The sequence below is a fragment of the Actinospineispora eucalypti genome, assembly GCF_039543365.1.
GTDB classification, from domain to species: domain Bacteria; phylum Actinomycetota; class Actinomycetes; order Mycobacteriales; family Pseudonocardiaceae; genus Pseudonocardia; species Pseudonocardia eucalypti.
Genome location: NZ_BAABJP010000068.1, coordinates 61,156 through 82,314, shown reverse-complemented (window position 1 = coordinate 82,314; position 21,159 = coordinate 61,156). Strand labels below are relative to the sequence as shown.

Below are 21,159 nucleotides of genomic sequence, written 5' to 3'. Positions count from 1 at the left end.
CTCCTGTGAGCCGTTTGCCGATATAACTATCCTCCGTTCACCCGTTCCCGCTATCCCTCGTTCTGGCGACCCCCGATCAGTCGTGACCGACGGTTACCACAATCTTTCCGACCTGGGTGTTCGACTCCATGTGCCGGTGCGCGTCCACGATCCGCTCCAGCGGGAACAGCCGGTCCACCACCGGGCGGAACGCCCCGGTGCGCAGGCCGGACGTGACGAACGCCGAGGCGCGGCGCAGCCGGACGGCGTCCCGGGTGATCTCGTGCACGGTGTAGGAACGCATGTTCAGGGCCGGCATGCCGAGGTCGAATCCCGGGTAGGGGGTGGGCTCGCCGCTCTGCGCGCCCCACAGCAGCAGCGTGCCGCCGGGGGCGATGACCCGGGCCAGCTCCAGCACACCGGACCCGGCGACGGCGTCCAGCACCAGCTCAGCGCCCCGGCCGCCGGTGACCGCCAGCACCCTGGCCGGCACGTCCTGCTCCGCCGCGACGATCACCTCGGCCGCACCCTCCGCCAGTAGCCGCTCCCGCTTGGCCCGGGTGCGGGTGATCGCCACCGGGGTGGCGCCCAGCCGGTTGGCGGTGTGCACGGCGGCTAGGCCGACGCTGCTGGAAGCCGCGTTCAGCACCACCACGTCTCCCGGCCTCACCCCGGCCACCTCGACCATCGCGCCGTACGCGGTGAGGTAGGGCATCCACACCGCCGCTCCGGCCACCGCGTCCAGGCCGTCCGGCCGGGGCAGCAGCGCACTCACCGGCGCGAGCGCCCGCTCGGCGTACATCGGGTAGTCGTTCTGCGAGAACGCCGGCAGCACGCTCACCGCCTGCCCCGGCGAGTACTCCGTCACCCCCGGCCCCACCGCCTCGACCACCCCGGAGGCCTCCGCACCGAGGCCGGACGGCAGCCGCCGGGCCGGTTCGATGTACTGGCCGCGCCGGAAGAGCACCTCGGCCCGGTTGACGCCGATCGCGTCCACCCGCAGCAGCACCTCGCCGGGGCCCGGCTCCCCCGGGTCCACCTCGTCCAGCCGCAGGACCTCTGGTTCCCCCAGCTCGTGGAACCGCACCGTCTTCGCCATGCCGCCGAAGGTAGCCGCGAAGTACGACCGCCGTCAAACTTTGATGCGTGTCGTACTATTGGCCCGTGCAGCGCACACCGCCCCACCCCGAGCTGGCCGACTTCGACCTGCAGCGCGTGCTCGAAGCGCTGGTGGACCCGGTGCGGCGCAGCATCGTCGCGCAGCTGGCCGCCGCCGGCGAGGACGTCCGCTGCGGCGCGTTCGACATCCCGGTCAGCAAGTCCACCGCGACGCACCACTTCAACGTGCTCCGCGAGGCCGGCCTGATCCGGCAGTACTACGTGGGCACCGCCCGCCTGAACGCGCTGCGCCGCGAGGACATGGACCGGGCGTTCCCCGGGCTGCTGGACGCGCTCACCCAGTGTCCCGGCCCGCGACACTAGCTGTCTGCGCGCTGATGTCCTCCAGGGTGCGCCCCTTGGTGGTCACCCCGAGCACCGCGACGGCCAGGATGCCGACGGCCAGCACCGCGCAGGTGAGGGTGAACACCCCGGAGAAGCCGAGCTGGGCGTAGGCACTGCCGATGATGATCGGCGAGCAGATCCCGCCGATCCGGCCGAACGCCGACGCGGCGCCCATCCCGGTGGCCCGGATCGCCGTCGGGTACACCTCCGGCGTGTAGCTGTACAGGCAGGCGTAGGTGCCGTTCATGAAGAACGAGAGCAGCATGCCGAAGCCGATCAGCTGGCCGTTGGTGTCGGCGTTGGCCAGGCCGAACGCGGCCAGCGCCGCCCCGGCCAGGTATCCGCCGATGGTCCACTTGCGGTCCAGTCGCTCGGAGACGAACGCGGCCGAGTAGTACCCGGGGATCTGCGCCACGTAAATGGCGATCGAGTAGCCGAAGCTCTTGCTGATGGTCAGTCCCTGCTGCACCAGCAGGGACGGGATGAACGTGAAGAACCCGTAGTAGGCAAAGGTGATGGCGAACCAGAGGGTCCAGGTGGTTGCGGTCTGCCGGGCCAATGGACCGCGCCAAAGTCGGACCAATCCATGCGGTCCGGACCGGACCGGTTCGGGTATCGGCGCCGTGACGTCCTCGGCGCGCACCGGCGGCAGCTCGCGGCCGGTGGCCCGTTCGGTGAGCCGCTCCAGCCGGGCCACCACCGCCTCCGCCTCTTCGCGGCGGCCCCGGGACAGCAGGTAGCGGGGTGACTCGGGCAGCGCGCGGCGCCACCAGAGCAGCATCAGGATGGGCACGGCGGTGATCACCAGGACCACCCGCCAGCCGTCCGCGAACGCCGGCACCAGCAGGTAGCCGAGCAACGCGGCGGCCACGTAGCCGAAGGAGAAGAAGCCGGCCAGCGAGCCGATGAACCGCCCCCGGTAACGGCTGGACACGAACTCGGACAGGAACGGCGCAATGATCGCGCTCTCCGCGCCGGTGCCGAACCCGGCCACGATCCGCGAGCCGAGCAGCACCGGCCAGTCCGGTGCGGCGGCGGTGACCAGCGAGGCCAGCGTGTACACCGCCAGCGCGTACATCATCACCTTGCGCCGGCCGATCCGGTCACCGAGCAACCCGGCGGTCAGCGCGCCGAAGAAGAACCCGATCAGCGTGGAACTGCCCAGCAACCCCTGCTCCGGGCCGCTCAGCGCGAACAGCGCGGTGACCGCCGGCAGGATGAAGGCGATCACCGCCGCGTCCATGCCGTCGAACGTGTAGCCCAGCCCGCCCTGGAACAGCAGGTGCAGGTGCGGGCGGGACATCGGCAGGCGCTCCACCCGGGCCAACAGCTCCCGCTCCCCCGCCCGGGTCGGCTCGGCCGGCTGGGTCGGCTGGGTCATCGCGCGTCCAGGGTGTTCTTGTGCACCCGGCCGGCGTGCACGATCAGGCGCAGCGAGGTGTCCGGTCTGGTCAGCACCGAGATGTCGGCGAGCGGGTCGCCGTCCAGCACGAGCAGGTCGGCATGGGCGCCGGGGGCGATCACGCCGATCCGGCCGGGCAGCTGGAGCAGCTCGGCGGCTGTGGTGGTGGCCGAGCGGATCAGGTCTGCCGGCGGCTGCACCTGCGCGCGCAGGGAGAACTCGGTCAGCTGGCGGTAGTGCATGTCGCCGAGCAGGTCGGTGCCGTAGACCAGCTTCACGCCGCCCCGGTGCGCCAGCTCCAGCGCGTGCAGCCCGGCGTCCAGCACGTCGAACACCTTGGCGTGGCTGACCGGGGGCAGGCCGCCGGCCAGGCCCTCCTCGGCCAGCGCGGAATAGGTGGCCAGCGTCGGCACCAGGAACGCGTCATGGGTGGTGAACAGCTTCACGCTGCTCTCGTCGATCAGGTTGCCGTGCTCGATGGACCGCACGCCGGCCGCCAGCCCCCGGTTGACCGCGGCGGCGGTGTACGCGTGGCCGAGCACGTACCGGTTGGCGGCGCCGGCCTCCTCCACGGCGGCACGGATCTCGTCCACCGAGTACTGCAGGCTGTCGATCCGGTCGGTCGGCGAGGCCACGCCACCGCTGAGCATGAGCTTGATGTGGTCGGCACCCCGGCGGATCTCGTCCCGCACCGCCTTGCGCACCTCGTCCGCGCCGTCGGCGATCCGGCAGTGGTTGGGCGTGCAGTAGGCGTGGTCGATGGCGTCCCGGCCGGCTCCCCGGATGTCCCCGTGCCCGCCGGTCTGGGACAGCGCCTTGCCCCCGAACAGCACCCGGGGCCCCACGAACCAACCCTCCCGCACCGCCCGGGCCAGGCCGTGGTCCGCGCCGGCCGCGTCCCGCACCGTGGTGAAGCCCCGGTCCAGCATGCCGCGCAGGATCGCGCCGGCCCGCGCGGCCACGTAGCTCGGCGACTGTTCGGCGGCCCCGGGCAGGTCCGCCGTGTAGGCCAGCACGTGGACGTGCCCGTCGATCAGCCCGGGCATCAGCACCCGGCCGCCGGCATCGATCTCCCGCGCGCCCTCGGCCCGGGTGGCCGGGCCGTCCACGTCCACGATCTCGGCGCCCTCGACCACCACGGTGCGGTCCGGCACCAGGGCGCCGGCGGAGGCGTCCAACACGGACGCGTTGCGGATGATGATGCGCTGCTGGTCACCCATGGTATGCAATAGTGACGGCACTCACTCATCTGTGCAATAGGCATTGCAAGGAGCATTGATGGAGACCGCCGAGGCCTGGGTCCGCGCGCGTACCGAGGACGCCGCTCTCGGCCCCAAGTCCGAGCGGGTGGCCCACCTGCTCGCCACCCAGCCCGAGTTCACCTCCTACGCCACCGCCGGCGCGGTCGCGGAGCGGGCCGGGGTGGACGCGGCCACCGTGGTGCGCACCGCCCGCGCGCTGGGCTTCACCGGCTGGCCGGACCTGCGCCTCGAGCTGCGCGGCCGCTACCTGTCCTCGCTGGGGGCCGCCGAGGTGCTCGGCCAGCACGAGGCCGCCGCCGACCCGGTGCAGCGGGCACTGCGGGCCGACCTGGAGAACCTGAGCCTGGCGGTACGCACGGTGGACGTGGCCGCGGTGGAGGCGGTGGCGGCGGCGATCGCGGCCGCTCGGCGCACCGTGGTGCTCGGATCGGGCAGCTTCTCGGGCCCGGCGTACCAACTGGCCCACTCGTGCGCGTTCATGGGCCTGGACGCACAGTTCGCGGTGCGCGGCGGCACCACGCTGGTGAACACGCTGACCCAGCTCGGCCCCGGTGACTGCCTGGTGGCGATCAACTTCTGGCGCCTGCCCCGGGAGATCCGGGACGCCACCGCCGTGGCCGGCGAGGCCGGCGTGACCACCTGCGTACTGACCGACCTGCTGCGCTCCGGGCTGACCGAGGTAGCCGAGCACGTGATCACCGTGCCCAGCGAGGGGACCAGCCACTTCCCCTCGCTCACCGCCGCCATGGCCGTGGTGCACGCCCTGCTCGCGGAGATCACCCGCCTACGCGGCGAGAAGGCGCGCACCGCCATCCGCGCCACCGAGGCGCTCTGGCGCCGCCTGGACCTGATGTGCGAGTGAGCTAGATCTCCCGCGCGCGCTTGGCGCTACTTCTCCAACGCCGCCGGGGCGGTGGCCGGCCACTCCGCCGGCGGGGGGCCGAAGGCGTCGACGGTGGAGCGGATGACACCCTTGGCCACCGCCACGTTGCCCACCGCGCCGATCACCGCGCCGGCGCCGAACGGCAGCGCCCGGCCGAAGGCCAGCGCGCCCTGGCGGGTCAGCCAGCGGCGCAGGAACCATCGGACCAGCGTCTGGTTCACCGGACCGAGCTTCGGCAGCGGGACCATCTCGGCCACCTCGCCCGCCCACTGCCCGGTACCGCCGGTGACCTTGCGCATCAGCTTGCCGCCGCCGTCGCCCAGCACGATGGCCAGCACCACCGCGCGGCGCCGCTCCACGTCCTCGATGTGCAGCCCGTGCACCTCGGCGACGGCCAGCGTGTACAGCACGGAGGCGTCCAGCGCGGCCAGCGCCTCCACCGTGGCCGTGGCCAGCGAGGCGACCGTGCCCACGCCGGGGATGAACGCGGTGCCGCCGGCCACCGCGCCGGTGCCGCCGACGGCGCGCAGGTACAGCTTGTCCAGCGTGGCGATCACCTCGGCCGGGGAGGCGGACGGCTGGTCCCGCCGGATCTTGGCCACGTAGGAGGCAACGGCGGGCTGCTGGATGCGCAGCGCCCGCTCCACCGCCGACTTGAGCATTTTGCCGGTGAGCCCGCCCCGCTTGGTGGCCAGCTCGTCGTCGCGGTCCTGGGATGACGTGTGGCTGATGGTCACTCCACCAGTGTTCCAGTTCTGACCGTCCGGCGGTGCCACGGCCAGGTCATGATCGCCCAAGCGAGCACGATCAGCCCGAACTCCGGCAGCAGGTACCAGGGCCACGGGCCGAGCAGGTCCAGGATCGAGCCGGTGCTGGGCTTGCGGTTGAGGAAGCCGTAGTTGCTGCCGGTGTGCGCGTTGAACAGGAACATCACCGCCGCCCAGCACACGGTCACGGCCAGCGTGAACCGGTAGCTCCACCAGGTCGGCCGCACACCCAGCCCCCAGGTGAGAAAGATCGCCGCCCAGACCACCAGCACGTGGATGGCGAAGAAGGCGATGAACTCGACGCCCGGGAAGTCCGGGGCGTTCAGCACCGGGGTGAGCAGCGCCTGGGTGCTCAGCGTGATGCCCCAGTAGTAGGTCAGCGCGGCCGCCCAGGGCCGGCGGGTGACCAGCGCGATCGCGCTCGCGTACGGGGCCAGGTCGGAGATCTGCAGCGGCAGCGAGACCGCCGGGTCGGCCGGGTCGAACGCCCACACCTGCATGGTGACGTTCAGTGCGACGATCACCGAGGCGAGCCCCCACGAGCAGCCGAGGGCAACGCCGCCGGAGGCCCGGCGGCCGGCCAGCACCAACGCCGCCGCCCCGAGCACGGTGATCGCCAGCACCACCCAGTGCGACTGTCCGTAGGCCGAGAACCACGCCACACCGGTGATCCAACCGCACCGGCCAACGGCCGCCGCACCAGGCCGTGTTTAAGAACACGACCCAGCCCGACCCTCACATGCGAAACAATCCTCAACCGAACGTGTTGACTTCTGTCTCGGATCGCCCGCCCGTGCGTCACTCGATCGAAGGTTTTCACTAATTTCCCGTTGCGCCTTCACTTAGCGTGGCCGCACGCGATGCACAATCGCCGACGACGCTTATACCGGCATATTGGGCTGGAGATACTCGAGATGACGACCTCGGTTTCGCTGCTTGAGTGGTTGATGGACCTATTCCGCGACGAGAACGCGCGCGAGGCATTCAAGGCCGACCCGGAATCGTATGCGGCCCAGCATGGCTTTCAGCACGTATCGGCGGCGGACATGCGGGACGCGTTGTGTCTGGCGGCCGATGACGACGACCGGGTTCCTTCGCCCCGTCATCACGACCACGACGACGATGACGACAACGGCGACGATGACAACGGCCACCACGGCGGCACGCACTATCTGAAGCACTACGTGAACAATTACACGACCATCGAGAAACACGAGACCAACATCGACAACTCGGTGCACCAGGACATTGACACCGGTGGTGGCGACTTCAGCCAGGTGATCGACAACGACCCGGTGGTGGCGTCCGGGGACGGTGCGGTGGCGGCCGGTGGCGACATCACCGACAGCACGCTGACCACCGGCAGCGGCAACGTGGTCGGGGACAACAACCAGGCCGTGACCGGCGACGACAACAGCGCCGCCTTCGGCTCGGGGGACGCCAACGGCACCGACATCGGGTACGGCCGGTTCGGCGACGGCGCCGCGCTTTCCGTCGGCGCGAACGCCGACGGCTACAGCACGGACAACGACACCAGCACCTACGCGCGCAATTCCGGCGACGGCTCGACAACGGTCAATGCCGCCGGCGAGCACGGCTATGCCGACGGCTACACCGATCAGCACGCCGCGGACAACAGCTCGCGCAGCGACTTCGAGGACCACTCGAGTTCCGACAGCCACGACACCAGCGGCTCGCACAATGACGCCAACTTCGAGGACAGCCACAACTACGAGACGCACCACTGAAAGCGTGCGGGGCCGGGTCAGCTCAGGTGCTCGGCCTCCGCGCGACATTTCGCGGCGGCATCCCGATAGGCCTGGCCGCAGGCGGGGCTGCTGATTGTGGCGAGTTCATCCCACAGTCGCGCCCGCTCGCGTAACAGCGACATGCGTTTGTCCGGGGACGAACTACCGAGAAACTCGGCATTGGCGGCGAGCGCCGTCCAGAGCTCGATCTCCTGTTGCGTTCTTGGCTGGCCTTGCGCAACGTCACGCTTCCCGGCCATCAGCATGTGCAGTCCTCGCGGGATCGCTACTCGGTGGCCGGCACGGGTCGCCGTGCGGCCAGGCGACGCTTCCGGCCGCCGACATCCTCTACCCGCTGCACGACGGTCCTAATCGCCCATCGGGCGATTCTGCCACGCTACCGCCCGTTCAGCCCCCGGTTAACTCGTTCGCTTTACGTCCCTCTCCCTGGGTAACCTCGCGGGCCGATATCCGGAGGGGGATCTGCTGATGTCCGGTGCCGCCGAGAACCCCGGCGCGTCGGGGCTGGTGGCCCGGGAGACCGGGCCGGGAGCCACCGAAACGAACGGCAAGCCGTCGCTCGCCGTATGGCTGCTGGTCGGCTCCGCGTTCGTCATGGTGCTCATGGAGACGGTGATGAGCGTCGCGCTGCCGACGCTGGTCACCCAGCTGCACGTCACCGTGGCCACCGCGCAGTGGCTGACCAGTGGCTTCCTGCTGACCATGGCCGTGGTCATCCCGATCACCGGTTTCCTGCTGCAGCGGTTCACCCCGCGCGCGGTCTACCTCACCTCCATGTCCCTGTTCAGCGCCGGCACCCTGGCCGCCGCGCTGGCGCCCGGCTTCGGCGCGCTGATGGCCGGCCGGGTGGTGCAGGCGGCGGGGACGGCGGTGATGGTGCCGCTGCTGATGACCTCGGTGATCCGGCTGGTGCCGGCGGACCGGCGGGGCGCCACCATGGGCACGATCACCGTGGTGATCGCCGTGGCGCCGGCCATCGGCCCGACGCTGTCCGGGACGATCCTGACCACCCTGGGCTGGCGCTGGATGTTCGGCCTGGTGCTGCCCATCGCACTGATCGCGCTGGCCGCCGGGGCCACCTGGCTGCGGATGGCGGCGGAGACCCGCCGGGTGCCGCTGGACGTGTGGTCGGTGCTGCTGTCCGTGGTGGCCTTCGGCGGGCTGGTGCTCGGGCTGTCCGCGGTCGGCGAGGCCGTGCGCGGCGTGGGCCAGCTGAGCCCGGGGCCGCCCGCCGTGGCCGGCGCGGTTGCCCTGGCCGTCTTCGTGGCCCGCCAGCTGCGGCTGCAGCGGGACGGCCGGGCGCTGCTGGACCTGCGGCCGCTGGCGCACCGCGCGTTCACGATCTCCCTGCTGCTGATGATGCTCGGCATGATGTCGCTGTTCGGCGTGCTCATCCTGCTCCCGCTGTACCTGCAGGACGTGATGGGCGTGAACGCGTTCGCCACCGGCCTGGCCCTGCTGCCGGGCGGCCTGGTGATGGGGCTGCTCGGGCCGGTGGTCGGCCGTTGGTACGACAAGCTGGGCGCCCGGCCGCTGGTCACCCCGGGCGCGGTCGTGCTCTGTCTGGCGCTGTGGTCGTTCGTCACCCTGGGCACCGGCACCCCGCTGTGGCTGGTGGTCGGCATGCACGTGGTGCTGGTGGTGGGCCTGTCGTTGATGTTCACCCCGTTGATGACCGACGCGCTGGGCCTGCTGCCCGGCGACCTGGACTCCCACGGCACGGCCATCGTGAGCACCCTGCAGCAGGTGGCCGGCGCCGCCGGCACGGCGCTGTTCATCACCGTGATGACGCTGGCCGCCCACGACCCGACCAAGGCGACCGACGCGCCGGGCGGCCAGGCGGCCTTCCTGGTCGCCGCCGCGATCGGCACCGTGGCCGTGCCGCTCACCCTGTTGGTCGGACGTCGCAAGCCGGGTAGCTAAGACAGTAAGTACGCGCTACATTTCCGGCAAACCGAGTGGCCGGAGGGAAGATGCGCGATCTGAACGGCAAGGTGGCCGTGGTCACCGGCGGCGGCTCCGGCATCGGCCGGGCGCTGTGCCTGGCCCTCGCCGGCAAGGGCGCCACGGTCGCCGTCTGTGACCTGCGTCCGGAGGCGGCCGACGCCACCGCCGACCGGATCGTCGAGTCCGGCGGGCGGGCCAGCGCGCACGCGGTGGACGTCTCGGCCGAGGACCAGATGCGCTGGCTGGTGGACGCCGTGCTGGGCGAGCACGGTGCGGTGGACATCGTGGTCAACAACGCCGGGATCTCCACCGCGCCGGAGCCGACCGTGGACACCGACCTGGCCACCTTCCGCACCGTGCTGGACGTGAACCTGTGGGGGGCCATCCACGGCAGCCGGCTGTTCCTCCCCCACCTGCTCACCCGCCCGGCGGCCAACCTGGTGAACATCTGCAGCTTCGCCGGCCTGATGGGCATGACCGCGATGTCCCCCTACAACATCAGCAAGTTCGGCGTGCGCGGCCTGACCGAGGCGCTGCAGATGGAGTTCGCCGAGGGACCGCTGTGCGTCACCCTGGTCTGCCCCGGGGGCACCAAGACCTCCATCATGGAGAACTCGCCGGTCATCGACGAGGGCAAACGGGCGGCGTTGCAGCGCAACCTCACCGGCTCCAAGCAGTCCGCCACCGCCGAGCAGGTCGCGTCCACCGTGCTCGACGCAATCGTCCGCGACCGCACCCGGGTCATGGTCGGCGCGGACACCAAGATGATCGACAAGCTGACCCGCTACCTGCCGGCCGCCTACCCCCGCCTGATGCACAAGCGGCTGGCCAAGATGTACGCGGAGACGCTGGGCAGCTAAACGAAAGCGGGCCGAAAGCCGGCGCGCCTATGGTCGGAGTCATGACCAGCAGTGTGATCTCCGCGGACGGCACCCGGATCGGCTTCGAGGTGCGGGGCGTGGGACCCGGCCTGATCCTGTTGCACGGCGGCACCGCCGACCGGACCCGCTGGGCGCAGGTGGCGCCGATACTGGCCGAGCGGTTCACCCTGTACCTGGTGGACCGCCGGGGCCGGGGGCTCAGCGGCGACGGCCCCGAGGCCGCGTACACCATCGAGCGGGAGGCCGAGGACCTGCTCGCGGTCGCCGAGGCCGCGGCCGGCGCGAACGGCCTGGTGCACCTGCTCGGCCATTCCTACGGCGCACTGATCACCCTGGAGACGCTGCCCCGGGGCGGGCCGTTCGACCGGGTCGTGCTGTACGAGCCGCCGTTCCGCACCAACGGGCTGGCGGTGTTCCCGTCCGGCGTGCTGGACACCATGGCGGAGCGGCTCGCGGCCGACGACCGGGACGGCGTGCTGGCCGCGTTCTTCCGGGGCGCGATCGGGCTGGACGAGGCCGCGGTGGACGCCCAGCGGCGCACCCCGATGTGGCCGGCCCGGCTGGCCGCCGCGCACACCATCGTGCGCGAGGGCCGGGTGGCCGACACCTACCGGCCGCGCCCGGAGCTGTCCCGGCTGACCGTGCCGGTGCGCTTCCTGCTCGGCACCGACAGCCCCGAATACGTGCGCGCGGCCACCCGGGCGGCCCACCGGACCGTCCCGGGCAGCGACATCCTGGACCTGCCCGGCCAGGCGCACATGGCGATGGACACCATCCCGGAGAAGTTCGCCGGCGTGGTCACCGACTTCCTGCTCAGCTGACCAGCCGGCGCAGCGCCAGCTCGGCCAGCACGGCCGCGCCGTCGGCCATCACGGCGTCGTCGAACTCGGCCAGCGGCGAGTGGTTGGCCGGCGCGGTGGCCGGGTCCCGGCCGGGTGGGCACGCGCCGAGCATGGCCATCGCGCCGGGCACCTGGGCGAGCACCTTGGAGAAGTCCTCCGAGGGCGTCAGGGGGTCGGGCAGCCAGGCGAACCGTTCCGCGCCGTGCAGCTGGGCCACCGTGTCGGCGAGGAACTCGGCCTCGCCCGCGTTGTTGACGGTGACGTCGTAGTGGTCCTCGCTGAACACCGCGTCCACGGTCATCCCCCGCGAGTCGGCGATGCCGCGCAGCAACCGGGTCACCTGCTCGATGAAGCGATCCCGGGCGGCCGTGGAGTAGGTGCGCACGGTGGCCTCGAAGTGCGCCTGGTCGGGGATCACGTTGCTCTTGGTGCCGGCCTGGAACAGGCCGACGGTGCAGATCACCGGGTCGAACACGCTGAACTGGCGGGTGACCATGGCCTGCAGCGCGGTGACCATCTCGCTGGCCACCGGGATGGGGTCGTTGGCCTGGTACGGCACCGCCCCGTGCCCGCCCTTGCCGTGCACGGTCACCTTCAGCGTGTCCGACGCGGAGAGCATCGGCCCGCGCCGGGTGACGAAGCTGCCCAGCGGCATGGTCGACCCGACGTGCAGCGCGTACGCGGCGACCGGGCGCTGCCCGGCGGCATCCAGGACCCCCTCGGCGATCATCTTCCCGGCGCCGTCGAAGCCCTCCTCGCCGGGCTGGAACATGAAGACGACGTCACCGGCCAGCTTCTCCCGGTGCGCCGAGAGCAGACGGGCCGCGCCGACCAGCATGCTGGTGTGCAGGTCGTGGCCGCAGGCGTGCATGGTGTCGGCGGTCTGGGACCGGTAGTCCAGCCCGTTCTTCTCGGCCAGCGGCAGCGCGTCCATGTCGCCGCGCAGCAGCACCGACCGGCGGGCCGGCGCGGGCGCACCGCCGCGCAGCACCCCGACGACCGAGCTGACGGCGTTGCCGGTGCGCACCTCGAGCGGGAGCCCGTCCAGGGCCTTGACCACCGCCTCCTGGCTCCGGGGCAGGGATAGGCCGACCTCGGGCTGCCGGTGCAAGGCCCGGCGCAGCCGCACCAGGTCCGGCTGGAGCGCGGCGGCGTCCTTGGCCAGCGGCAGCCCGCTCATCGGGCCGGCTCCCGGAGCGACGGGAGCGGGTGGTGCCACCTTGGCCGGCGCGGCCGGCTCGGGCTGCCCCGGTCGCAGGGCCACGGTGAGCGCCGCCCCCACGGCCGCCCCGCCGATCCCGGTCAACACGGTGCGTCGGTCGATTGGGCGCATCGGGCTCCCCCTGGTATTCAGCGTTCGAACTGAGGGCAATATAAGTCGCGGAGAGGTCAGCGGCCAGGGGCCCGCGAGCGCATGATCAGCGCGGCCACGTAGTACTCGCAGTCCGTCTCCCCGGCGTTGGCGTACCGGTGCGGCAGGTGCGCGGCGAAGTAGCCGGAGTCACCGGCGCGCAGGGTCTCGGTGCGCTCCCCGACCGTCAGCCGCAGGACCCCGGCGACCACCACGACGAACACGTGCGACCCCCCGGCGTAGGCCGGGAACCAGCCGGCGTCGCAGACCGGCGGCAGGGTGGAGCGGACCAGCTCGAAGTTCACACCGGGCACCACCGGGGTGAGGATGGTGCGCCACCAACCACCGGGTTCCTCGGCGACGTCCTGTTCCACCGCCCGGCGCACCAGGAACCCCCGGTCGACCTCGGAGAGCAGCTCGGTGAGCGGGATGCCCAACCCCGTGGCGATCTTGTCCAGCACCACCACCGTGGGCGCCTTGTCCCCGCGCTCCACCGACGACAGCATGCTCACGCTCACCCCGCACTGAGCGGCCAGGGCGTGCAGGGTCAGGCCACGTTCCAGCCGCAGGTCACGCGCGCGGTTGCCCAGCCAGGCCAGATCCACGTGCTCTATAATACGAAGTAATTCCTCTATAGAGAAAGCACGTCCCAGGAGGCCCCGTGCCGACGATCCGCCCCGCCGCTCCGGACGACCTCGAAGCCGTCGGGGAGATCTACGCGCACTACGTGGCGCACAGCACCGCCACCTTCGAGTTGGCCGTGCCGGACACCGCCGCCTGGACCGAGCGGTACCACGCGATCACCGGCGCCGGCCTGCCGTTCCTGGTGGTCGAGCTGGACGGGAAGCTCGCCGGCTACGCCTACTGCACGCCGTGGAAGGCCCGGGAGGCCTACCGGCACACTGCGGAGAACTCGATCTACCTGGCTCCCTGGGCCACCGGCCGGGGCCTCGGCGGCCCGCTGCTCGCCGAGCTGGTCACCGCCGCCTCGGCCGCCGGCATCCGGGAGCTGATCGCGGTGATCGCCGACACCGGCGACCCCGCTTCCGCCCTGTTGCACCGGCGGCACGGGTTCACCGAGGCCGGCCGGCTGCGCCGGGTCGGGCGCAAACACGACCGCTGGCTGGACACCATTCTCATGCAGCGGGCACTGGCGCCTCCCGCGCTCGCCGAACTGGGCGCGCGCTCGGCAAACGCTCCACGCTAGGCTGATCCGGGTGGCGCCACCGAAACGCAGCGAACGCGCGCCTTACACCCTCGATTCGCTCACCGATGTCGCGGTTCGCATATTCACCGAGCGCGGATACGACGCGACCCGCATGGAACACATCGCGCGGGCGGCGAACATTTCCAAATCCAGCGTCTACCACCATGTCACGGGAAAAGAGGATTTCCTGCGGCACGCGGCCGGGCGGGCGCTGGGCGCGCTGTGGGCGGTGTTGGAGCAGCCGGAGTCCAACGAGGGCGACGAGCTGGCCCGGCTGGTGCACATCATGCGGCAGATCATGGCCGCGCAGCTGCGCCTGCAGGCCGAGATGTCCCTGCTCCAGCGGGTCCAGGGGAACACCCCGACGGAACGCTGGGCGCGGGCGGAGCGGGCCAGGTTCTCCGAACACATCGCCGGACTGGTGGGCGCCGCCCAGGCGGCGGGCCATCTGCTGTCCGGGCACGACCCCGCGCTGCTCGTCCACCTGGTGTTCAGCATGGCCGACTCGGTGGTCGAGTGGTTCCGGCCCGACGGCACCTGGAGCCACCGCCAGGTGGTGGACACGGTGATCGAGGTGATGCTGGACGGCACCCGGCGCCCGAGGCCGCCCGCTACGCCCGCACGGGGAGCGGACTAGCCGTCACATCCGGGGCGGCTCTGGGCTTCTCGTGGTGCTTCATCAGCTCTTTCATCCTCGGCGCCAGCTGCGCGCCGAAGTAGGTGGCGAGCAGGCCGATGACGATCGTGTAGGTGGCCGCCAGGTGCGCGACCAGCGCGCTGGCCCCGGAGTGCAGTGCGGCGATGGTCGGCCAGGTGACGAATGCGTAGGACACGTACATCGAGCCGAACATGACCACCGGAATTGCCCACATGACGTGCTTCGACCTCGCCGACATGAGCACCAGGATCAGCATTGCCGGCACCAGGTCGAGCAGGCGGTTGGTGGTGATGAACCACAGCGGCAGGGGAAACCACTCGGGGTGGAAGAATGGCTGGTTGTCGCCGTAGTAGGTGTACAACCCGGCAATCTTGATAATCGGGATCTCAAGCAGCAGGTCGGCCACCGCGATTCCACCGAAAATATATAGGAAGTCGCGCGGGCGGCCGCCGTTGCGGATCTTCTGGATGATCACCAACGCCCCGCCGCCGATGAACCACAGGTACACCGGCGCGACCCAGAGCGGCACGTGCACGCCCCACAGGGTGACCAGTGGCCACGCGCCCTGCTCGGCGTACCAGAGCTTGCCGGCGCGGTCCACCGCGCCCTCGAAGACCACCGCCCCGAGCGCCCCGCTGAACAGCACCACCATCCGGAACGTGAGCTCCCGCCAGTCCCGTTGCCGGATCGGCCCCCGGGCGGCGAGCACCACGGTCAGCGCCGCGACACCGAAATGGAGCAGACCGAACCCCCACTGCCAGGCCGGGTCGACGACCATATGGACGGGAGCGTCACCGGGTGGGTTCACGCTGACCTCCTCGGATGGTGTGGCACCGACGATAGAACCGACCATTTAGTCTGTCAATCAACCATCTCCCTGCCTGTATGTGTAAATTAACCGACCATATAGTCGGCACATGACTGCGGGCGACCGCGACGTGCTGGTCATCGGCGCCGGACACAACGGCCTGGTGGCCGCGAACTACCTGTGCGACGCCGGTCCCGAAAGCGGCACGGCGCCGGACCCGAAGGCGGCGCTGCCTCGGCGCGGTGCCGGTGTGGAGACGGCTCGGACGGCGCGGCGTGGTCGGTCTGCCGCGGCTCGGGTTCGGCCCGTTCCGTTGGGGCCGAGGTCTGGGCGCGAACGATACGTTGGGGCGGCACCGGGGCTCGGGCCGCGCGACCCGAGCACGACCGTCGTGTTGGGGTCGCTGCCGGGGAGGTGGGCACGCCCACGTCTCATCCGTCACTTCCGTTTCGCGAGTGGTACGTGGTGGGGGTTGGTGCATGATCGAAAACCCAAGGCGTGTCAGTCACGAAACGCATGTTGCCGATGCGACTCCCGGGACCGCCCCCGCACCTCCATCTATGATCATCAGGGCATGAGGGCCGCCTCCAGACCTCCAAAGCGACCACCACGCCCTGATGACCATGTAATCGATGATCACCAGGCATTCAGCGCGATTTCCCCAGCGAAAAATCGCACTGGATACCTGATGACCATGAAAGGGGCCGCGCGAAGTGAGCCGGCACCGACCAGGTCGCCAACGCACGGGGCCGAACCAGAGCCTCGGCAGACCGCCCACGCCGCGCCGTCCAAGCCGCCTTCAGACCGGCACCGCACGTAGGCCGCACCGCCTTCAGACCGACACCACACGTAGGCCGCACCGCCTTCAGACCGACACCACACCCACACCGCGCCGTCTCCCGACCGGCACCGGAACCGGCGTCCGCACCGAGCCGTCTCCGGAGCAGCGCCAACCCCCTAGACCAACCCGTTCCGGCGCAACACGGACACCGCACCCACCGTCGCGTAGCCCCGCCACTCCAGCTCGGCGGCCGGCGAGTAGCTGCGGAAATTGACCCGCCAGCCGCCGTCCTCCTCCTGCCGGCCCGCCAACCGCTCCAGTTCCGAACCGATCACCTCATCCCGGAACAGCCGGCGCGCCGGGCCGGGGACGGGAGCGAAGTCCAGCGGGCGCATCTTCTCGTCGGCGGCGCCGCCCTCCACCGGCAGCATCCCGTCGGAAGGGATGAACGCGCCCAACCGGTCCAACAGCTCCGGCGCCTCGGGATACGCGGAGTGCACCGCGTCCAGCAGGTGCACCGCGAAGCACAGCGCGATGGCGTGCGGCCGGGTGTCGAGGTCGCGGATGGTGTCCAGGCAGTACCGGGTGGCCCGGGCCAGCCAGGGGTGCGCGGCGACCGCCGGGTCGTGCGCGGCCACCCGCCACGCGGCCGCCGCGGTGAACGCGGTGCTCTGCAGCGAGGATGCGCCCGGGTCGGCGTCCAGCCAGAACGGCGCACAGCCGGCCGGGTCGGCGATGGGCAGGGCGAACGGCAGGCCGCCGTCCGGCAGGGTGACCGAGGCCAGCCAGTCGCACAGCTCGGCGGCGTGCGGGGTAACCACCGGAGCGGCGTCGGCGAACGCCTCGAACGCGTGCAGCGCCCCGCCGGGCTGGCTCTCGCCGGCGCGCAGGTCGGGCTCGAGACCCCAGCCGTAGCCGCCGTCCGGGTTGCGGTAGGCGTCCACGGCGGCGAACAGCGCGGGCGCGTCGACCTCGCCAAACAGTGTTTGGAACCGGCGGCGGTCGAGGGTTCGGGCATGCGCGGCGAGGAAGGAGGCGGCGGCGGAAAGGTTCGGTTTCACGCCGCACATCGTCCCCACCCCCGGGGCACCGGTATTGAACGTTCCGGCCACGCCGAACCGGGCTTCGACCGGCGCCGCGATCGTTTCACCAGTTGAAGCGGTACCCTGGCCAGTGTTCCTGGTCCGGGCGGTATCCGAAGGGCAATGAGGCGTGGCGCGACCGAAAGTTCCGCTGATCTCCAAGCGCAAGGCGCTCGAGGTTGCGTTGGACATCATCGACACCGAGGGCATCGACGCCCTGAGCATCCGGCGCCTGGCCGATCGCCTCAAGGTCAACGGCGCGTCGCTGTACCACCACTTCGAGAACAAGGAAGAGATCGTGGTGGGCGCGGCGATGCTCGCGCTGGAAGAGGTGCGCACGCCCCAGACGCACGACGAGCCGTGGCGGGTGTGGATCCTGCGCAACGCCGGGCGGCTGCGTGAGGCGTTCCGCCGGCACCCGGACCTGGTGCCGGTGATGCTGCGCCGTCAACCACTGGGCATCGGCACCGCCCAGCTGGACGCCACGGTGCGGCTGCTCGAGGACGAGGACGTGCCCACCGGCGCCATCGCCCCCATGCTGGAGGCGCTGGAGCTGTACGCGATCGCCAGCGCGCTGCACGAGACCCGGGGCGACACCCCGATCGCCGACCAGGAGCACGACACGGCCAAGGCACCCAACCTGGCCCGGGCGATCACCCAGCGCGCGGTGTCGGCCGAGGCGATCTTCGAGATCGTCTGCGAGAAGATCATCGACAGCGTGGTGGCCGCGACCGAGGAGCGGACCTCCCCGGCGAGCGCTTGACGGCGACAACCAAATAGCGTTAGTTTTTCTGGCATGACCGCCAGCGAGACGCGCTGCCCGGTGGTCGACTACGACTTCGCCGACCCGGCAATGCGCACCGTCCTGCACGATCGACTGGCCGAACTGCGCGCCACCTGCCCGCTGGGTTGGAGCTCGCGGTACGGCGGATTCTGGCTGCTCTCCACCTACGCGGACGTGCTGGGCGCGGCTCGCGACCACGAGCGGTACACCACCACCCAGGGCATCATGATCCCGCCGACCGGGGCGTCCATGCCGGTCATCCCGGCCGAGCTGGACCCGCCCGAGCACACCCCGTACCGCAAGCTGGCGCTGCCCTACTTCACCGCGCCGGCCATCGCCCGGCTGGAGCCCGGCATCCGGCGGATCGTCCGCGACGCGATCGACACGTTCCGGGGCGACGGACGCGCCGACCTGGTGGATTCGCTGGCCGAGGTGGTCCCGCCGTTGGTCATCGGGCTCGCGCTAGGACTGGACCCGGCCGACTGCGGGACGGTCCGGCGGCTGGCCGGCAACTTCCTCTCCTCGGCCAAGGTGGGCCTGGAGGCCAAGATCGCGGCGGCCAAGGAGCTGGAGGACTGGCTGGAGGAGCAGATCCGGGAACGCCGCGAGCGGCCGAGGGAGGACACGCTCAGCGTGCTGGTCAACGCGCTCATCGACGGCGAGGAGATGCCGCCGGTGATCGCGCTCGGCATGGTGCAGCTGATGGTGGTGGCCGGGCACGAGACGACCGTGCACGGCATCGGCAGCCTGCTGTACCGGGTGGTCACCACGCCCGGGCTGCGCGAGCGGCTGCTCGCCGACCCCGGCCTGATGCGGGCCACCGTGCACGAGTCGCTGCGCCTGGACCCGCCGATCATGCACATGGCCCGCACCGTGGTGGAGGACCACGAGCGGGCCGGATCGCACCTGCGCCGGGGCGACAAGGTGATGCTCAACTACGGGGCGGCCAACCGGGACCCGGCCAAGTTCGCCGAGCCGGACTCGTTCGACATCGACCGGGACGGCAAGGCCCACCTCGCCTTCGGCACCGGGCGGCACCGGTGCATCGGCGAGCACCTCGCGGTGACCGAGATGCTGGTGGTGCTGCAGGAGATGCTCGGCACGCTGCCCGACTACCGGCTGGCCGACGACGGCGAGATCGTCTGGCGGGGCGGCAGCAACACGCTCGGCCCGGAACGCCTGGACGTGGTCTTCACCCCGGCCTAGGCCCCCGCCGCCTCGCTGGTCCGGATCTCCACCTCGGAGTGCAGAGTCCGGTGCACCGGGCACTTGTCCGCGATCTCCAGCAGGGACCGGCGCTGCTCCTCGGTGAGTGCCCCCTCGAGGACGATCTCGCGGTCGATCCGGTCCAGCCGCCCGACCTTGGTTTCGCAGTCGGCGCAGTCGCTGGCGTGGATGCGCGAGTGCCGCAGCCGCACGGTGGCCCGGTCCAGCGGCAGCCCCTTGCGCTGCGCGTACATTCGCATGGTCATCGACGTGCACGCGCCGAGGCCGGCCAGCAGCAGGTCGTAGGGCGAAGGCCCGCCGTCCGAGCCGACCGGCTCGGGCTCGTCGGCGGTCAGCTCGTGCCGCCCGACGAGGACCCGCTGGCCGAACGGTCCGGCGCCGTTCTCGCTGACCACAACCGTGCCCTCGGCGGGCCGGTCTTCGGCCGGCGACGGCGCTTCGCCGACGTACCGGGACGCCCAGGCGGCCAGTACCCCGGCCACGTACTCGGCGTCCGCCCGCTTGGTGAGCAGGTGGTCCGCGCCGTCCACCGCGACGAACGACTTCGGGTGCCGGGCCGTCTCGAAGATGCGCCGCGCGTTTTCCACGCCGACCAGCTCGTCCACCGGCGAGTGCACCACCATCAGCGCGGCGCCGAGGTGGGCGATGCGCTCCGACTGGGGCTGGCCGGCGATGTCGTCCAGGAACTCCTTGCGGATCCGGAACTTCCGGCCGGCCAGCGTCACGTGGGCCTCACCGTCCCGCTCGATGTCCGCGCGGTGCTCGTCCAGCAGGCGCAGCACGTGACCGGGGTCGGCCGGCGCGGCGATGGTCGCCACCGCGCGCACCCCCTCGATGCGGTGCGCGGCGGCCAGCACCGCCGCGCCGCCCAGCGAGTGCCCGACCAGCAGCGACACCGGGCCGGCGTGGTCGCGCAGGTACTCCGCCGCGCACACCACGTCGGCCACGTTGGAGCTGAAGTCGGTGTGCCCGAAGTCCCCGCCCGAGCCGCCGAGGCCGGTGAAGTCGAACCGCAGCACGGCGATCCCGTGCGCGGTCAGCGCGCGGGCGATCCGGGCGGCGGCGACCACGTCCTTGTTGCAGGTGAAGCAGTGCGCGAACAGCGCGTACGCCCGCGGTGGGGAATCCGGCAGGTCCAGTCGCGCGGCAAGCCGCGCCCCGGTGGCCCCGGTGAACTCCAGCTTGCTGCCCGGCATGCCGGTAAACATATTCGCCGCGTCGATCAGACCGCGATCCGGCCGCTCTAGTCGATGGTGGCGTGCATCTCCCAGACCAGGATCTCCGCCGGTTCGACGGCGGTGACCCGCTGCCCGCTGATGCCGGTCAGCCGCACCGCGTCACCGGTCTCCAGCTTCCCGGCGCCCTCCAGCTCCACCGATCCCCTCGGCACGAACAGGTGCAGCAGCGGCGCTTCGGGCAGCCGCACGTACTCCCCCGGCTCCAGCCGCGAGGCGTGCAGCGCGGCGTACCGGTTGCTGATGTGGATCGCCGCCTCGTCCCGGTGCGCGGGCATTCCGGAGGCAACCGTGACCAGCTGGCCGGCCAGCCGCTCGGGGGCGATCTCCAGCTGCTCGTAGCCGGGCGTGATGCCGGCCTCGTCCGGCACCACCCACATCTGCACCAGGTGCACCGGGTCGTCGTGCTTCTCCCCGGCCAGCCGCCAGGAGTCGTTCTTCTCCGAGTGCTGGATCCCGGTGCCCGCGCTCATCCGCTGGGCCAGGCCGGGGTAGATCACCCCGGAGTTGCCCCGGGAGTCCTGGTGCACCAGGGAGCCGGACAGCACCCAGGTGACGATCTCCATGTCCCGGTGCGGGTGGGTGTCGAACCCGGTGCCGGGCGCGATCCGGTCGTCGTTGTTGACCAGCAGCAGGCCGTGGTGGGTGTTCTCCGGCTCGTAGTGGCCGCCGAAGGAGAACGAGTGCCGGGAGTCCAGCCAGTCGATCTTCGTGGTCAGCCGGTCGGCCGACCGCCGGACGTCCACCCCGGGACGCAACGTGGTGGTGCTCATTGCCTGGCTCCTCTCCCG

22 protein-coding genes are annotated in these 21,159 nt (G+C 71.2%); 10 read left to right on the top strand and 12 right to left on the bottom strand.

Translation table 11 applies throughout. The features are described 5' to 3' along the window. Nucleotides 1-76: 76 nt before the first annotated feature. Nucleotides 77-1,078 carry a zinc-binding dehydrogenase gene (locus ABEB12_RS40700; RefSeq protein ID WP_185065644.1) on the bottom strand — a complete coding sequence of 334 codons (1,002 nt, stop codon included), beginning with the start codon at nucleotides 1,076-1,078 and terminating at the stop codon, nucleotides 77-79. Between the two features lie 65 nt (nucleotides 1,079-1,143). Here ABEB12_RS40700 and ABEB12_RS40695 point away from each other — a divergent pair, with 65 nt between their 5' ends. Continuing rightward, on the top strand, nucleotides 1,144-1,461 hold the full coding sequence (locus tag ABEB12_RS40695; protein WP_185065643.1) for a helix-turn-helix domain-containing protein: 318 nt from the start codon (nucleotides 1,144-1,146) through the stop codon (nucleotides 1,459-1,461). Here the strand turns inward: ABEB12_RS40695 and ABEB12_RS40690 are convergent. Continuing rightward, a complete protein-coding gene (locus ABEB12_RS40690; protein WP_185065642.1) occupies nucleotides 1,433-2,863 on the bottom strand; it encodes an MFS transporter in 1,431 nt (476 codons plus the stop codon). The genes ABEB12_RS40695 and ABEB12_RS40690 overlap by 29 nt on opposite strands. Continuing rightward, nucleotides 2,860-4,104 carry an amidohydrolase family protein gene (locus ABEB12_RS40685; protein ID WP_185065641.1) on the bottom strand — a complete coding sequence of 415 codons (1,245 nt, stop codon included), beginning with the start codon at nucleotides 4,102-4,104 and terminating at the stop codon, nucleotides 2,860-2,862. The genes ABEB12_RS40690 and ABEB12_RS40685 overlap by 4 nt, the downstream gene beginning before the upstream one ends. A 58-nt stretch (nucleotides 4,105-4,162) precedes the next feature. On the opposite strand from ABEB12_RS40685, the gene ABEB12_RS40680 reads away from it, so the two are divergent. After that, a complete protein-coding gene (locus ABEB12_RS40680; protein WP_185065640.1) occupies nucleotides 4,163-5,008 on the top strand; it encodes a MurR/RpiR family transcriptional regulator in 846 nt (281 codons plus the stop codon). A gap of 26 nt (nucleotides 5,009-5,034) precedes the next feature. On the opposite strand, the gene ABEB12_RS40675 is transcribed toward ABEB12_RS40680, so the two are convergent. Both ABEB12_RS40675 and ABEB12_RS40670 read right to left on the bottom strand, forming a co-directional pair. Then, nucleotides 5,035-5,766 (bottom strand): hypothetical protein, encoded by a 732-nt coding sequence (locus tag ABEB12_RS40675; RefSeq protein WP_185065639.1) that lies wholly within the window; start codon nucleotides 5,764-5,766, stop codon nucleotides 5,035-5,037. After that, a complete protein-coding gene (locus ABEB12_RS40670) occupies nucleotides 5,763-6,458 on the bottom strand; it encodes a YwaF family protein (protein WP_345703579.1) in 696 nt (231 codons plus the stop codon). The genes ABEB12_RS40675 and ABEB12_RS40670 overlap by 4 nt, the downstream gene beginning before the upstream one ends. A 252-nt stretch (nucleotides 6,459-6,710) precedes the next feature. Between ABEB12_RS40670 and ABEB12_RS40665 the strand changes: the two genes are divergently transcribed. After that, on the top strand, nucleotides 6,711-7,544 hold the full coding sequence (locus ABEB12_RS40665) for an IniB N-terminal domain-containing protein (protein WP_185065638.1): 834 nt from the start codon (nucleotides 6,711-6,713) through the stop codon (nucleotides 7,542-7,544). A gap of 17 nt (nucleotides 7,545-7,561) precedes the next feature. Here the strand turns inward: ABEB12_RS40665 and ABEB12_RS40660 are convergent, their stop codons facing one another. Then, complete coding sequence (locus ABEB12_RS40660; RefSeq protein ID WP_185065637.1) at nucleotides 7,562-7,810, bottom strand: hypothetical protein; 249 nt, start codon at nucleotides 7,808-7,810, stop codon at nucleotides 7,562-7,564. Between the two features lie 223 nt (nucleotides 7,811-8,033). On the opposite strand from ABEB12_RS40660, the gene ABEB12_RS40655 reads away from it, so the two are divergent. Genes ABEB12_RS40655 through ABEB12_RS40645 form a run of 3 tightly spaced genes read left to right on the top strand, consistent with a single transcriptional unit; the run spans nucleotide 8,034 to nucleotide 11,214 of the window. Continuing rightward, nucleotides 8,034-9,488 (top strand): DHA2 family efflux MFS transporter permease subunit, encoded by a 1,455-nt coding sequence (locus tag ABEB12_RS40655; protein WP_185065636.1) that lies wholly within the window; start codon nucleotides 8,034-8,036, stop codon nucleotides 9,486-9,488. Between the two features lie 50 nt (nucleotides 9,489-9,538). After that, nucleotides 9,539-10,372 carry an SDR family NAD(P)-dependent oxidoreductase gene (locus tag ABEB12_RS40650; RefSeq protein WP_185065635.1) on the top strand — a complete coding sequence of 278 codons (834 nt, stop codon included), beginning with the start codon at nucleotides 9,539-9,541 and terminating at the stop codon, nucleotides 10,370-10,372. A 41-nt stretch (nucleotides 10,373-10,413) separates the two neighbouring features. Then, on the top strand, nucleotides 10,414-11,214 hold the full coding sequence (locus ABEB12_RS40645; protein WP_345703578.1) for an alpha/beta fold hydrolase: 801 nt from the start codon (nucleotides 10,414-10,416) through the stop codon (nucleotides 11,212-11,214). Here ABEB12_RS40645 and ABEB12_RS40640 read toward each other — a convergent pair. Further along, a complete protein-coding gene (locus ABEB12_RS40640) occupies nucleotides 11,207-12,406 on the bottom strand; it encodes an amidohydrolase (protein WP_185066181.1) in 1,200 nt (399 codons plus the stop codon). The two genes, ABEB12_RS40645 and ABEB12_RS40640, sit on opposite strands and share 8 nt — an antisense overlap. A gap of 218 nt (nucleotides 12,407-12,624) precedes the next feature. After that, on the bottom strand, nucleotides 12,625-13,191 hold the full coding sequence (locus ABEB12_RS40635) for a helix-turn-helix domain-containing protein (protein WP_185065633.1): 567 nt from the start codon (nucleotides 13,189-13,191) through the stop codon (nucleotides 12,625-12,627). Nucleotides 13,192-13,256: 65 nt separating this feature from the next. On the opposite strand from ABEB12_RS40635, the gene ABEB12_RS40630 reads away from it, so the two are divergent. Beyond that, a complete protein-coding gene (locus ABEB12_RS40630) occupies nucleotides 13,257-13,793 on the top strand; it encodes a GNAT family N-acetyltransferase (RefSeq protein WP_185066180.1) in 537 nt (178 codons plus the stop codon). Between the two features lie 10 nt (nucleotides 13,794-13,803). Next, a complete protein-coding gene (locus tag ABEB12_RS40625; protein WP_185065632.1) occupies nucleotides 13,804-14,430 on the top strand; it encodes a TetR family transcriptional regulator in 627 nt (208 codons plus the stop codon). Here ABEB12_RS40625 and ABEB12_RS40620 read toward each other — a convergent pair. Beyond that, nucleotides 14,405-15,259, bottom strand: coding sequence for a hypothetical protein (locus ABEB12_RS40620; RefSeq protein WP_185065631.1), 855 nt, complete (start codon nucleotides 15,257-15,259; stop codon nucleotides 14,405-14,407). The genes ABEB12_RS40625 and ABEB12_RS40620 overlap by 26 nt on opposite strands. A gap of 957 nt (nucleotides 15,260-16,216) precedes the next feature. Next, on the bottom strand, nucleotides 16,217-17,101 hold the full coding sequence (locus ABEB12_RS40615) for a hypothetical protein (protein ID WP_185065630.1): 885 nt from the start codon (nucleotides 17,099-17,101) through the stop codon (nucleotides 16,217-16,219). A 151-nt stretch (nucleotides 17,102-17,252) separates the two neighbouring features. On the opposite strand from ABEB12_RS40615, the gene ABEB12_RS40610 reads away from it, so the two are divergent. Together ABEB12_RS40610 and ABEB12_RS40605 are read left to right on the top strand one after the other, a co-directional pair. Continuing rightward, nucleotides 17,253-17,885, top strand: coding sequence for a TetR family transcriptional regulator (locus tag ABEB12_RS40610; protein ID WP_185065629.1), 633 nt, complete (start codon nucleotides 17,253-17,255; stop codon nucleotides 17,883-17,885). Nucleotides 17,886-17,918: 33 nt separating this feature from the next. Continuing rightward, a complete protein-coding gene (locus ABEB12_RS40605) occupies nucleotides 17,919-19,112 on the top strand; it encodes a cytochrome P450 (RefSeq protein ID WP_185065628.1) in 1,194 nt (397 codons plus the stop codon). On the opposite strand, the gene ABEB12_RS40600 is transcribed toward ABEB12_RS40605, so the two are convergent. Together ABEB12_RS40600 and ABEB12_RS40595 are read right to left on the bottom strand one after the other, a co-directional pair. Continuing rightward, nucleotides 19,109-20,329, bottom strand: coding sequence for an alpha/beta fold hydrolase (locus tag ABEB12_RS40600; RefSeq protein WP_185065627.1), 1,221 nt, complete (start codon nucleotides 20,327-20,329; stop codon nucleotides 19,109-19,111). The two genes, ABEB12_RS40605 and ABEB12_RS40600, sit on opposite strands and share 4 nt — an antisense overlap. A gap of 47 nt (nucleotides 20,330-20,376) precedes the next feature. Next, nucleotides 20,377-21,141: a pirin family protein gene (locus ABEB12_RS40595; protein ID WP_185065626.1), complete on the bottom strand. Its 765-nt coding sequence runs from the start codon at nucleotides 21,139-21,141 to the stop codon at nucleotides 20,377-20,379. Between the last annotated feature and the right edge of the window lie 18 nt (nucleotides 21,142-21,159).

Coding starts and splice junctions, on each gene's coding strand:
- ABEB12_RS40700 (WP_185065644.1), bottom strand. CDS start 1,078: ATGGCGAAGACGGTGCGGTTCCACGAGCTGGGGGAACCAGAGGTCCTG.
- ABEB12_RS40690 (WP_185065642.1), bottom strand. CDS start 2,863: ATGACCCAGCCGACCCAGCCGGCCGAGCCGACCCGGGCGGGGGAGCGG.
- ABEB12_RS40685 (WP_185065641.1), bottom strand. CDS start 4,104: ATGGGTGACCAGCAGCGCATCATCATCCGCAACGCGTCCGTGTTGGAC.
- ABEB12_RS40680 (WP_185065640.1), top strand. CDS start 4,163: ATGGAGACCGCCGAGGCCTGGGTCCGCGCGCGTACCGAGGACGCCGCT.
- ABEB12_RS40665 (WP_185065638.1), top strand. CDS start 6,711: ATGACGACCTCGGTTTCGCTGCTTGAGTGGTTGATGGACCTATTCCGC.
- ABEB12_RS40660 (WP_185065637.1), bottom strand. CDS start 7,810: ATGCTGATGGCCGGGAAGCGTGACGTTGCGCAAGGCCAGCCAAGAACG.
- ABEB12_RS40655 (WP_185065636.1), top strand. CDS start 8,034: ATGTCCGGTGCCGCCGAGAACCCCGGCGCGTCGGGGCTGGTGGCCCGG.
- ABEB12_RS40650 (WP_185065635.1), top strand. CDS start 9,539: ATGCGCGATCTGAACGGCAAGGTGGCCGTGGTCACCGGCGGCGGCTCC.
- ABEB12_RS40645 (WP_345703578.1), top strand. CDS start 10,414: ATGACCAGCAGTGTGATCTCCGCGGACGGCACCCGGATCGGCTTCGAG.
- ABEB12_RS40605 (WP_185065628.1), top strand. CDS start 17,919: ATGACCGCCAGCGAGACGCGCTGCCCGGTGGTCGACTACGACTTCGCC.
- ABEB12_RS40600 (WP_185065627.1), bottom strand. CDS start 20,329: ATGCCGGGCAGCAAGCTGGAGTTCACCGGGGCCACCGGGGCGCGGCTT.
- ABEB12_RS40595 (WP_185065626.1), bottom strand. CDS start 21,141: ATGAGCACCACCACGTTGCGTCCCGGGGTGGACGTCCGGCGGTCGGCC.